The organism is Ruegeria sp. BI11, from assembly GCF_056538005.1.
In genome coordinates this window covers 75,226-85,264 of sequence record NZ_JBQFSM010000002.1, presented here as the reverse complement: position 1 = coordinate 85,264, position 10,039 = coordinate 75,226, and the positions used below count along the sequence as shown (strand labels likewise).

The following is a 10,039-nucleotide window of genomic DNA, read 5'->3' as shown; positions in this document are numbered from 1 at the left end:
ACAAGGGGTCAGGCATCAACTGTTTCGTTCAGGGCAGTGCGCATCTTGCCGAAATGCTCATCCCAGCCGCTATCGAGCGACAGGATCAGGCCAAAGGCTTCGGCACCTTGTGGTAGGCCTTCGTGCTGCAACGCAAGTCGGGTGCCGCCCGGCACGGGTTCTAGCGTCCATTTTACCACGCTGACGGCGTCCCCCATGGGTTTGACGGTGAATGTGTATTCCAGGTATTCCGGCGGGCGTGCAACGCGCACTTCTCCCCATATCAACAGATCACCACTGGTTGTTCCGAACATCTCAAGCTTTTGGCCAGCGGATAGGGGGCGTTCGGGTTTGTGAAACCATTCGGCCAGACGGTCAGGGTCCGTCAAATAGGCCCAGACGGTTGTGGGTTCGGCCCGTAGAAAGATCGTTTTTTGCAGAACGGCATGTGTCATGTGTCTTTCCTTTCAATGGCTTCTTTCAGTTTGTTCAGGCGGTCGTCCCAGAACTGGTCGAAATAGCTGAGCCAGTCTAGAACAGGGGCCATACCCTGCGGTGCCAGCCGGTTGATACGTTCCCGTCCGCGCGCTTCGACCGTGATCAGGCCACCATCTGACAAAACGATTAGGTGCTTTTTGACGGCCGCGCGGGTCATGTCGAACCGCTCGGTCAGTTGGGCGATGGTCATGTCCTGTGCGGCAAGCATCTGTACTATGTCGCGACGCGTTGGATCGGCCAACGCACGAAAGGCGTTTTGAGTTTGAGGCTGCATTTGCTTCACCATTAGAGATACCTTTTGGTATCATATAAATGAAATACCAAAAGGTATCATGTCAAGGGTGAAGTGGTTCTTGATTTTTGTTCACGAATTGTTCACATTTCCCGTATGACACTCGATCTGCAACCCGGACAAAAACTTGCCCGCGGTGTGGCCCGCCATCTGTCGGCCCACAGGTTTGTATCAATTGAAGAATTCGTGCCGATGCGGGGTCTCCGCGTCGATGTCATGGGGCTGGGCCCAAAGGGTGAGCTTTGGGTGATCGAATGCAAATCCAGCAGGGCGGATTATCAGTCCGATTCCAAGTGGCAGGGCTATCTTGAGTGGTGTGATCGATTCTTCTGGGCCGTCGATATCGACTTTCCGACCGATCTGCTGCCTGCGGATACCGGCCTGATCATCGCCGACGCCTATGATGCCGAGATCGTGCGCATGGCGCCGGAAGACAAAGTTGCCCCGGCGCGGCGCAAGAAGATGATTCAGAAATTCGCAACCGACGCGGCGCGCAGGTTACAGGCGCTGCGTGATCCTCGGATTTAGGCGATCAGCTTTGGACGGCTCGGGCAGCCTGAGCAGCAGCGCGGATTTCGTCCGCGATTTCCTCGGCTTCTTCGGGGTCAAAATCCATCGGGATTTCGAGGTTATCTGCCTCAATGAATAGCCGCACCATGCCGTGATCGGTAGGGCCGATCTGCAGGTTTGCCTGAATGTCACGTTCGGTGTTGATGCCCATGTTCGCCTCCGGGACTAGGCGTTCGTGCTAGCGCGCAAAGGGTTGAGAATCAAGCTGCCTTTGCTGTCAGATAAGGAATGGAAAACGTTCAGATCAGGCCCTTTCGCGCCGGAGATGCAGCTTGGCTGGTAGAGCAGCACGGCTGGTATTATGCTCGTGACGAGGGTTTTGATGCCTCTTTCGGTGCTTTGGTCCAGAGCATTCTTGAGGATTTTGTCGTCAACCATGATCCAACCTGCGAACGCGGTTGGATCGCGGAACATGACGGCAAAAGACTTGGTAGCATATTCTGCGTCGCTCTGGATGAACAAACTGCAAAACTACGGCTTTTTCTACTGCTGCCTGATGCACGGGGTAAGGGCTTGGGAAAACGCATGCTGGACACGTGTATGGGCTACGCGCGTAGCGTTGGGTATGCAGAAATGCGCCTGTGGACCCATGAAAGCCACGAGGCAGCCTGCGCGCTGTATCGGGCGAACGGGTGGCAGTTGCTGGCCAGTAATCCGGTGCATTCTTTTGGTGTCGATCTCGTCGAACAAAGCTGGAAAATTCGGCTTTAATCCTCTTGCATTCCTTCGGCGCGTTCGGTACATCGCCCCTCACGAGTGCCGCCTTAGCTCAGTTGGTTAGAGCGCTGGATTGTGGATCCAGAGGTCCCCTGTTCAAGCCAGGGAGGCGGTACCATCTCTCCTTAACCAGACACACGAACAACGCGACCTTGCGGACGCATTGGGTGTAGTTTGTCGTAAATCAAAATGGGACGGCTGGCGCGCCTGAGTTTAGCGCGCCAGATTCAATCTCAGCTTCATCTTGCTCTGCTTGGCGGCGGGCAAGTGGCGGTTCAAGTGCCTGTTTACCCGACCAAAGCCCCAGATGACCACAAGGGTTAGCAGGATGAAGTAGAAGGCCAGAATCGGGTAGGGGATGAACGGGTTGAACGTCTTGTCCGCGAAATAGCCAGCGTAATACAGCGCATCGCCACGTTGCTGCCAGACCGGGAAGGCCGAGAAGAACACCAGCGTTGTCGCATGGAACAGGAAGATCGCCTCGTTCGTGTAGGCAGGCCATGCCAGCCGCAGCATGGTTGGCCACACGATGCGGCGAAACCGCGCCCAGCCGGTCATACCATAGGCGTCCGCGGCCTCTATATCGCCCTTGGGGATCGAGCGCAGGGCGCCATAGAAGATCTCTCCGGAATAAGCCGCAGTGTTAAAGAACAGCACGATCAAAGCGCCTAGCCAGGCCGAGGTGAGCGCGTCGAGGAACGGGTAGCTCTGCTTTAGCGACAGGAAGAAGAAATAGGCAAAGAAGAACTGGATAAACAGCGGCGAGCCTCGGAACAGGAAGATGAACCACTCTGCCGGTTTCCGCAGCCATTTGTTCTTAGATGCCTTGCCCATGGCAAGCGCTGTTGCCAGGAAAAAACCGGTGATCAGCGCCATGATCCCGAAATAGATGTTCCAGATCATACCCGAGCCGATCAGGGTAAACTGTTCGCACAGGGTAAAATCATTCCGCGGCAGCAGACGTTCGCCAATCCCGATTGAGCGCAGGCCGTAGTCCTGAATCGTTTGCAAGCAGCTCATGCGGTGGTCTCCTTGCGCAACAGCTCTCCGCCCGAGGTCGCCTGACCATGGGACAGGCGGCGCATCAGCCGTTCCAGCCCGATTTCCGAGACGCGGGTCATGCCCAGGTAGAACACCAGCAGGGCAAGGAAGTACCACATGCGCCAGTCACCATGCGGGTACTGGGTGAATTTCGGGTTCTTGTAGCCGCCCAGCTCGCGCGCCCAATAAACGATATCTTCGATACCCAGCAGGAACAGCAGCGGAGTGGCCTTGATCAGCACCATCCACAGGTTCGACAGGCCGGGCAGGGCATAGACCCACATTTGGGGCACAAGAATGCGCCAGAAGGTCTGGCGGCGGGTCATCCCATAGGCTCCGGCCGTTTCCAGCTGAGCGTGAGGAACGGCGCGCATACCGCCAAAAAGCACATTTGCGGCAAAGGCACCGAAAACGATCGAGAATGTTATGACGGCCAGAAAGAACCCGTAAGTTTCGTGCACCCATTCAGGGGCAGTGCCGAGCGGCAGTTTGGCAGCCTGGCAAACGATGAAGTCATTGCCCTGTCGGATCGGATCGGTCCACTCCGGGCACAATATCTGATGCCGGGTCCATTCGAATGCCTGATCTAGCGCGATCACGAAGAACATGAAGAAGGCAATGTCAGGCACGCCACGCACGATTGCGATATAGCCCTTGCCCAGTAAGCTGAGTGGCGGAAAGTGCGATCGGGCTGCCATGGCGCCCAAGAAGCCAAAACCCAACGCCACGGGCGCTGTAATAGCCAGCAACAGCAAGACCTTGAAGAAGGACAGGTAGAACACCCAATGCACACCATTGGTCAGGTAACACGAGAACCAACGGAACGTGCCGAGTGTATCGGGATCAGTGCAAAACGAGAAAATGGCGGGCCTCTTTGACTGGCAAGGGCGCAGAGGCGGCGCGCCTTAGAACAGGCGCGCCGCGGAGTTCATTAGAAGGTCGAGGACACTTCCCACTTGGTGATCAGCTCGTTCAGGCTGCCGTCGTCCTTCATGGACTGGATCGCTGTGTTGAACTTTTCTTTCAACTCACCGTCGGATTCGCGAATGCCCATGCCGACGCCACCGCCCAGCGGAACTTCGTCGCCAACAAAGACTAGACCCGAGCCATCTTCGGTGAAAGGCACCAGGAAGGATTTGTCTGCCAGAACTGCATCCGCTTCACCACCGCGTACGGCGGCGATGGTTTCTTCCGGGCTTGCGAACTCAACCAGAGTTGCACCGGAATCAGCAACGTAACCCGCCTGAATGGTACCGGTCTGCGCTGCGATCACTCCGCCAGTCAGGTCTACGCCATCGGACATGGCGATATAGGCCGACGGATCCGGCGGCGTGTAGTTGTGGGTGAAGTCGATGACTTCGTCACGCTCGTCGGTGATCGACATACCCGCGATGATCGCATCGTAGTTGCCCGACACGAGGTTCGGAATGATCGAATCCCAGTCGTTCTTGACCCATTCGCATTCCAGACCGGCGCGCTTGCACAGCTCATCGCCCAGCTCACGCTCAAAACCGTCGATCTCGCCCGCATCATTGACGAAGTTCCACGGCGCATAAGCGCCTTCGGTGCCCAGACGGATGGTGTCCGCCATGGTCATGCCAGCGCTCAGCGCCAGGGCTGCAGTGGTCAGAATCAGTTTTTTCATTGGATACTCCCCAGTTTTGTTTTCTGTCCTGAAGTTAAGCCGCTTGTGTGGCGGATAGAAAGCCCCGAAGCCGTTCGGATTCGGGGGACGTAAAGATATCTTCCGGCAGGCCCTCTTCTTCGATCAAGCCCTGATGCAGGAATACGACATGGCTTGAGATATCAGCCGCCATTTTCATGTCGTGGGTCACGATGATCATGGTGCGACCTTCGGCGGCCAAATCCTTGATCACCTTGATCACTTCCTGTTCCAGTTCCGGGTCCAGCGCCGAGGTGGGTTCGTCAAAAAGTAGCGCCTCGGGTTCCATGCAGAGGCCGCGGGCGATGGCTGCGCGTTGTTGCTGGCCGCCGGACAGTTGCGCGGGGTAAACGTCGCACTTATCGCCGATGCCAACCTTTTCCAGATACTTGCGGGCGCTGTCCTCAACCTCTTTCGGATCGCGGCCCAAAACGGTCACCGGGGCCTCCATCACGTTTTGCAGGATGGTCATATGGGCCCACAGGTTGAACTGCTGAAATACCATCGACAGGTTGGTACGGATGCGCATCACCTGCTTAGGGTCGGCCGGACGGCGGTGGTGCAGGTCTCCGGCCCAGCGAACGGGTTCACCCTTGAACAGGATCTCGCCCTGCTGGCTATCTTCCAGCAGGTTACAGCAGCGCAACAGAGTGGATTTGCCCGATCCAGACGATCCGATCAACGAAACCACATCCCCGCGCCTTGCCGTAATATCGACCCCTTTCAGCACTTCGAGATGGCCGAAACTTTTGTGGAGGTTTTTGATTTCGATAACGGGAGTGGAATCTGTCACGGGTGGCCCATGTGTTGTCGGTGTTGGTGCGGTAATAGGGCGCAAAAATCGGGGCAATGCAATGCGCAAATGACATCAACGGGTGCTGAAACTGTCAAATTGACCACAGGTACTGCCCGATTTGGATAGTAGTCACGTCCGATAGTCTAATCCTGAGACGGATTGGGAACCGCCAGATAGTTGTCCGCAGGAATGTCAATCAGGCCGCGAAGGTGCAGCAGGCCGCGATCATGCAGGGTCAGGTCGCCAATTGCAGCCCGTACCGCGCGCGCGATTTCTGGCGCGTCTTGTCCGCTGGCAGTGATATAGGGCAGGGCGGGTGTTGGCGATGTCATGTCGACTTCGCGCAAGGTCGGGCCGAGATCAGAATGCGCCTTGAGCAGTTCCCAGGTCAAAGCATCCAACGCCGCATAATCAGCCCGACGATCGGCTACTGCGTCGGCCGAACGCGCATGTCCACCGGTCTCCAGCATGGTCTTGGGGCGAAGGTCGAGCTTCTCAAGATGGACCATCGGAGCTGCCCAACCCGATTGCGACAGAGTTTCATTATAGGCGAAGGTGCCGACCGTAAGGGCGCGCAGATCGCGCGGATCGTCGCGTCGGGCCACAAAAACGGATCGGTAATAGCCGGGCGGGCAGTCTTTCAGCCCATAGTCCGGGGTGCCTACCAACTTTACCTTGCCATGCAGATGGGTGCGATAGGGCATGCCGCAGGTCTGAGCAAAGATCAGGTCTGGATGTTTCCAGATATTCCAGAAATCGGTGTCTCGGGTCAGTTGAGCGGGACCATAGCCCAAGTGGTCACGAATCAATGCCCAGAACCGATCATTCGCAGGCTGCACTGCGGGCATGTCATACATGCCCAGCATCGCGATCACGACTTGGCGGCCTTTTGACGTGCTAGCGCCGAATCCACATCGCTGACGCCCAGCAGGCTGACTACTAGCCGCAACAGCGAGTCCTCCTCGCCGGTGCGCTGCCCGTCAGCCAATGCGACCGACCACATCGCCTGCACCACGGCTAGGCGGTCGTCATAGGCTACCGCCTCTTTGATCGCACGGGTAAAGCGCACTGTGTCGGGGGCTTCGGCCTCAAGATCCTCGGCGCGCGCGCGCAGGGCGGCGGCCTCGAACGGAGACAGGCCGTAGCGCTGGGCCGAAATCTTGTCGATTCGGGCCATCTCGGTGTCGGCATAGTCGTTGTCAGACCGGGCGATGCGTACCAACAGGGCAGTCAAGGCCAGACGGGCATCATCATCGGCAAGCGGATCAGGGGCGGGCTGTGTTAGCCGGGAGAGGAAATCACTAAACATGAGTTAGATATAGATGGGGCTTAATGCTCTTCCAAGGTTCTTTGAACACGCTCGCGGGCGGTCTGGCTGTCGTTAAAGCTGAGGCCCATGGCAATGCGTGCCTCTTCCACGATCTTGATCTCACCCTCGTCCGTGTCGCCATCGGCCAAAACGACTTCCCATAGAGCATCCAGCGCGGCCAGGCGTTCGTGCAGGTCGGTGGTCTCGCGGATCAGCTTGCCAAACGTATCGGTTTCTGGCGCGGCGGCGTGCAACTTTTCACAAGTGGCACGGACCTTGGCGGCCTCGATCGCGTTGTGCTGGTAAAGCCGCGCAAGGATGCGGTCGATCAGGCTGATTTCCTCAAGCTTATAGTCACGATCCGCCTGCGCCACGCGCACCATGAGCGCACCCAAGGCCAGCTCGGCATCTGGGTCAGGCAAGTTATCGTGCTGCGGTGGGCGAAAAGCCTGAAAGAATTTCTTCAACATGTTATCAGGTTATTTCATTATTTGAGGACCGCCAAGCACTGACGATCCGTCAAAGGCCGAATGGTCGCAAGATTACCGGATTTGGCAGGAACACGCTGAGCGTGATCCGTCTGCTGATGGATCAACCCGATTGAAAGGCCTGTTTTGCCTGTTCCTGCAACCAGCCCAGCATCTGACGATAGGGCACAGGGCCATAGCTGATCCGCGCCACACCCAATGAGGCCAGCGTGGCAGTGTCAGGGGTGCCGGGCAGGGCAATGATATTTACGGGCAGGTCAGTCGATTCGCAGAGCCGGGCAATCAGCCCTTCATCCTTGAGCCCCGGAGCAAAAAAACCGCTGGCCCCGGCGTCTGCATAGGCCTTGGCCCGTGCAATCGCATCGTCCAGCATCCTATCGTCATGAGTGTCAGGTTTTGCTTTCAGGAAGATATCCGTTCGGGCGTTTATGAAGGCCGGGACACCAGCAGCATCACAGCCTTCGCGCATGGCACGGACGCGCGCTTCCTGCGTTTCAATGTCGTAAAGGTCGCTGGTGCCAACGATCTGATCTTCAAAGTTAAAGCCGATGACACCAGTTTCCAGCGCCAGTTTAACGTTGGCAGCAACGCCCAGTACGTCCTCGGCATAAGCGCACTCGAAATCCAGCGACACGGGCAGGTCTACTGCCGCCACAATCCGGCTTGCATTGTCCAAGGCTGCATCCAGTGAGATTTTCTGACCGTCCCCGAACCCCTGTGCCATTGCAACTGGAGCACTGCCGGTCGCAATCGCCTTGGCACCTGCTTCGCGGACAGCCCCGGCGCTGCCCGGATCCCAGATATTGTACAGGATGACCGGTTCGCCCTTTCTGTGTAGGGCGGCGAATTCTTCTGCTTGGGTAATCTGGTTGGTCATGCCGGTCTCCTGTCGCTGCTATGGCGGCAGTTAACCGTGCAAATAGTCGGCGCGTAAAGATGTTTCGCGCCGACTAACACAATACAGTGATCTGTCCGAGATCAGACCAGGCGCGAGCTGTCCTTTGCGGCGCGTACAAAGTCGCGGAATAAGGGGTGCGGGTCAAACGGTTTGGATTTCAGCTCGGGGTGATATTGCACACCGATGAACCACGGATGATCCGACCATTCGACGATCTCGGGCAAACGTCCGTCTGGTGACATGCCCGAGAAGTTCAGGCCCGCCTTTTCCAGCTTTTCGCGGTACTTGATGTCCACTTCATAGCGGTGGCGATGACGTTCCTCGATCTGCGTGCCACCATAAACCTCGGCCACTTTCGAGCCCTCGGCCAGCACCGCATTGTATGCGCCCAGACGCATGGTGCCGCCCTTGTCGTCGCCTACTTTGCGTTCGACCTTGTGGTTGCCCTGCACCCACTCTTTCAGATGGTAAACCACTGGTTCAAAACGCCGTTTTCCGACTTCGTGATCGAATTCCTCGGACCCGGCTTCGGTGATACCTGCGGCGTTGCGGGCCGCTTCGATCACGGCCATTTGCATGCCCAGACAGATGCCCAGATAGGGCACCTTGTGTTCACGCGCATATTGCGCCGCTTTGATTTTGCCTTCGGTGCCGCGTTCACCAAATCCACCCGGCACGAGGATCGCGTGGAAACCTTCCAAATGAGGGGCGGCGTCTTCGGTATCGAACACTTCGGCATCGACCCATTCGACCTTGACCTTAACCCGGTTGGCCATGCCGCCATGGGTCAGCGCCTCGGCAATCGACTTATAGGCGTCTTCTAGCTGAGTGTATTTGCCGACAATGGCGACCTTCACTTCGCCTTCGGCGTTGTGGATGCGGTCGCTGACGTCTTCCCATTTGGTCAGATCGGGTTTGGGGGCAGGGCTGATCTGGAACGCATCCAGAACCGCCTGATCTAGGCCTTCTTTGTGATACGCCAAAGGTGCGTCATAGATGGTGCTGAGGTCCTGTGCCGCAATCACGCTGTCGGGGCGTACGTTGCAGAAGAGCGCCAGCTTTTCGCGCTCTTTGGCCGGGATCGGTCCTTCGGATCGGCAAACCAGAATATCGGGAGCCAGGCCAATCGAGCGCAGTTCTTTCACCGAGTGCTGGGTCGGTTTGGTTTTCAACTCGCCCGAAGCCTTGATGTAAGGCAGCAGCGTCAGATGCATGAAAATACACTGACCGCGCGGCTTGTCCTGGCTGAACTGACGAATGGCCTCAAAGAAGGGCAGGCCTTCGATGTCGCCCACCGTACCGCCGATTTCGCAGAGCATGAAATCGACCTCATCCTCACCAATCGAGATGAAATCCTTGATCTCGTTGGTGACGTGCGGGATCACCTGAATGGTCTTGCCGAGGTAATCGCCGCGGCGCTCTTTCTCCAACACGTTGGAATAAATTCGCCCCGAGCTGACCGAGTCAGTCTTGCGGGCAGCCACACCAGTGAAACGCTCATAGTGGCCCAGATCCAGATCGGTTTCGGCCCCGTCATCGGTGACGAATACTTCGCCGTGTTCGAACGGCGACATCGTGCCGGGATCGACGTTCAGATAGGGGTCCAGCTTACGCAAACGCACCGAGTATCCCCGGGCTTGCAACAGCGCACCCAAGGCCGCCGATGCCAGTCCTTTGCCCAAGGATGAAACCACACCACCAGTGATGAAAATAAAACGCGCCATGTTTTTCGGCTGCTCCCGTGAGACGTCAAAATCAGCTGCCCGGCGGCTTCGAAAAACCGCTGCA

At 57.2% G+C, this 10,039-nt stretch carries 14 protein-coding genes and 1 tRNA gene; 3 read left to right on the top strand and 12 right to left on the bottom strand.

Going from position 1 to position 10,039, the window contains the following annotated elements:
- Nucleotides 1-8: 8 nt before the first annotated feature.
- On the bottom strand, nucleotides 9-434 hold the full coding sequence (locus ACR0DT_RS05250) for an SRPBCC family protein (RefSeq protein ID WP_480709745.1): 426 nt from the start codon (nucleotides 432-434) through the stop codon (nucleotides 9-11).
- Nucleotides 431-751 carry an ArsR/SmtB family transcription factor gene (locus ACR0DT_RS05245; protein ID WP_480709744.1) on the bottom strand — a complete coding sequence of 107 codons (321 nt, stop codon included), beginning with the start codon at nucleotides 749-751 and terminating at the stop codon, nucleotides 431-433. The genes ACR0DT_RS05250 and ACR0DT_RS05245 overlap by 4 nt, the downstream gene beginning before the upstream one ends.
- 114 nt (nucleotides 752-865) lie before the next feature.
- Here ACR0DT_RS05245 and ACR0DT_RS05240 point away from each other — a divergent pair, with 114 nt between their 5' ends.
- A complete protein-coding gene (locus tag ACR0DT_RS05240) occupies nucleotides 866-1,297 on the top strand; it encodes an MmcB family DNA repair protein (protein ID WP_480709743.1) in 432 nt (143 codons plus the stop codon).
- Between the two features lie 4 nt (nucleotides 1,298-1,301).
- Here the strand turns inward: ACR0DT_RS05240 and ACR0DT_RS05235 are convergent, their stop codons facing one another.
- Entirely contained in the window at nucleotides 1,302-1,490 is a 189-nt protein-coding gene (locus tag ACR0DT_RS05235; protein ID WP_226688614.1) for a DUF6324 family protein, read from the bottom strand.
- 77 nt (nucleotides 1,491-1,567) lie between these two features.
- Between ACR0DT_RS05235 and ACR0DT_RS05230 the strand changes: the two genes are divergently transcribed.
- Together ACR0DT_RS05230 and ACR0DT_RS05225 are read left to right on the top strand one after the other, a co-directional pair.
- Complete coding sequence (locus ACR0DT_RS05230) at nucleotides 1,568-2,050, top strand: GNAT family N-acetyltransferase (protein WP_480709742.1); 483 nt, start codon at nucleotides 1,568-1,570, stop codon at nucleotides 2,048-2,050.
- Nucleotides 2,051-2,097: 47 nt separating this feature from the next.
- Nucleotides 2,098-2,174 (top strand) — tRNA-His (locus ACR0DT_RS05225).
- Nucleotides 2,175-2,269: 95 nt separating this feature from the next.
- Here the strand turns inward: ACR0DT_RS05225 and ACR0DT_RS05220 are convergent.
- From ACR0DT_RS05220 to ACR0DT_RS05180, 9 genes are all read right to left on the bottom strand, one after another.
- Nucleotides 2,270-3,076 carry an ABC transporter permease gene (locus ACR0DT_RS05220; protein WP_480709741.1) on the bottom strand — a complete coding sequence of 269 codons (807 nt, stop codon included), beginning with the start codon at nucleotides 3,074-3,076 and terminating at the stop codon, nucleotides 2,270-2,272.
- The gene (locus tag ACR0DT_RS05215; protein ID WP_480710270.1) at nucleotides 3,073-3,960 is read right to left on the bottom strand and encodes an ABC transporter permease; all 888 of its coding nucleotides are present in this window, start codon (nucleotides 3,958-3,960) and stop codon (nucleotides 3,073-3,075) included. Before ACR0DT_RS05215 ends, ACR0DT_RS05220 begins: the two co-directional genes overlap by 4 nt.
- Before the next feature lie 68 nt (nucleotides 3,961-4,028).
- Entirely contained in the window at nucleotides 4,029-4,742 is a 714-nt protein-coding gene (locus ACR0DT_RS05210) for a transporter substrate-binding domain-containing protein (protein WP_480709740.1), read from the bottom strand.
- Between the two features lie 34 nt (nucleotides 4,743-4,776).
- Nucleotides 4,777-5,553 carry an ABC transporter ATP-binding protein gene (locus ACR0DT_RS05205; protein WP_480709739.1) on the bottom strand — a complete coding sequence of 259 codons (777 nt, stop codon included), beginning with the start codon at nucleotides 5,551-5,553 and terminating at the stop codon, nucleotides 4,777-4,779.
- Between the two features lie 146 nt (nucleotides 5,554-5,699).
- Complete coding sequence (locus ACR0DT_RS05200) at nucleotides 5,700-6,431, bottom strand: phosphate/phosphite/phosphonate ABC transporter substrate-binding protein (protein ID WP_480709738.1); 732 nt, start codon at nucleotides 6,429-6,431, stop codon at nucleotides 5,700-5,702.
- Nucleotides 6,428-6,865, bottom strand: coding sequence for a tellurite resistance TerB family protein (locus ACR0DT_RS05195; protein ID WP_480709737.1), 438 nt, complete (start codon nucleotides 6,863-6,865; stop codon nucleotides 6,428-6,430). The genes ACR0DT_RS05200 and ACR0DT_RS05195 overlap by 4 nt, the downstream gene beginning before the upstream one ends.
- Before the next feature lie 20 nt (nucleotides 6,866-6,885).
- Entirely contained in the window at nucleotides 6,886-7,335 is a 450-nt protein-coding gene (locus tag ACR0DT_RS05190; RefSeq protein WP_480709736.1) for a tellurite resistance TerB family protein, read from the bottom strand.
- Nucleotides 7,336-7,456: 121 nt separating this feature from the next.
- Nucleotides 7,457-8,230 (bottom strand): isocitrate lyase/PEP mutase family protein, encoded by a 774-nt coding sequence (locus tag ACR0DT_RS05185; RefSeq protein ID WP_480709735.1) that lies wholly within the window; start codon nucleotides 8,228-8,230, stop codon nucleotides 7,457-7,459.
- A gap of 101 nt (nucleotides 8,231-8,331) precedes the next feature.
- A complete protein-coding gene (locus ACR0DT_RS05180; RefSeq protein WP_480709734.1) occupies nucleotides 8,332-9,975 on the bottom strand; it encodes a CTP synthase in 1,644 nt (547 codons plus the stop codon).
- Nucleotides 9,976-10,039 lie beyond the last annotated feature (64 nt).

Bases quoted from the DNA above. Each gene is read 5' to 3' on its own strand.
- ACR0DT_RS05180 (WP_480709734.1), bottom strand. From the start codon at position 9,975: ATGGCGCGTTTTATTTTCATCACTGGTGGTGTGGTTTCATCCTTGGGC.
- ACR0DT_RS05185 (WP_480709735.1), bottom strand. From the start codon at position 8,230: ATGACCAACCAGATTACCCAAGCAGAAGAATTCGCCGCCCTACACAGA.
- ACR0DT_RS05220 (WP_480709741.1), bottom strand. From the start codon at position 3,076: ATGAGCTGCTTGCAAACGATTCAGGACTACGGCCTGCGCTCAATCGGG.
- ACR0DT_RS05230 (WP_480709742.1), top strand. From the start codon at position 1,568: ATGGAAAACGTTCAGATCAGGCCCTTTCGCGCCGGAGATGCAGCTTGG.
- ACR0DT_RS05240 (WP_480709743.1), top strand. From the start codon at position 866: ATGACACTCGATCTGCAACCCGGACAAAAACTTGCCCGCGGTGTGGCC.
- ACR0DT_RS05250 (WP_480709745.1), bottom strand. From the start codon at position 434: ATGACACATGCCGTTCTGCAAAAAACGATCTTTCTACGGGCCGAACCC.
- ACR0DT_RS05235 (WP_226688614.1), bottom strand. From the start codon at position 1,490: ATGGGCATCAACACCGAACGTGACATTCAGGCAAACCTGCAGATCGGC.
- ACR0DT_RS05190 (WP_480709736.1), bottom strand. From the start codon at position 7,335: ATGTTGAAGAAATTCTTTCAGGCTTTTCGCCCACCGCAGCACGATAAC.
- ACR0DT_RS05245 (WP_480709744.1), bottom strand. From the start codon at position 751: ATGCAGCCTCAAACTCAAAACGCCTTTCGTGCGTTGGCCGATCCAACG.
- ACR0DT_RS05210 (WP_480709740.1), bottom strand. From the start codon at position 4,742: ATGAAAAAACTGATTCTGACCACTGCAGCCCTGGCGCTGAGCGCTGGC.
- ACR0DT_RS05195 (WP_480709737.1), bottom strand. From the start codon at position 6,865: ATGTTTAGTGATTTCCTCTCCCGGCTAACACAGCCCGCCCCTGATCCG.